Below are 534 nucleotides of genomic sequence, written 5' to 3' on the forward strand. Positions count from 1 at the left end.
TAATACTCAACGAACTCTTCCAATCTCTGAATGAGATCTTCAGGGAAAAAGTAATTTTCAAGTTTTACAACATTTTTCATGGATCTGTGATACCGTTCTATCTTCCCTTGCGTTTGGGGATGGTTTGGCCGTCCCCTTACATGGCTCATTCCTTTGTTCTGTATATAGTGCGATAGTTCAGAACTGATGTAGCAAGAGCCATTGTCACTCAATAGCTTTGGTGCATTTTTCTTGGTCAAACCTGCTTTATCAAGAGCACAGTCTATCGTTCTTGTTACGTCATCCACCTTCATATTGGAACACAGTTCCCAATGGACGATATAGCGACTGTAGTCGTCCAGAACAGTAGACAGGTAATACCATCCCCAGCCGATGATCCTGAAGTAGGTAAAGTCCGTTTGCCACATCTGGTTAGGGCGTGTGGTCTTGTCTTTGAACTCACTACTCGCCTGCATTACGATATATGCTGGGGAAGTGATCAACCCCCTTCTTTTTAAGATGCGATAAACACTACTTTCGGATATAAAGTAACCC

At 42.7% G+C, this 534-nt stretch carries 1 protein-coding gene; it reads right to left on the reverse strand.

All coding sequences use genetic code 11. The features are described from left to right. Window positions 1-534 (reverse strand): DDE-type integrase/transposase/recombinase (locus KCG49_RS16375; protein ID WP_256260052.1); only part of this gene is annotated, 534 nt, incomplete at both ends.

The organism is Winogradskyella luteola (assembly GCF_019203985.1).
Lineage (GTDB): Bacteria > Bacteroidota > Bacteroidia > Flavobacteriales > Flavobacteriaceae > Winogradskyella > Winogradskyella luteola.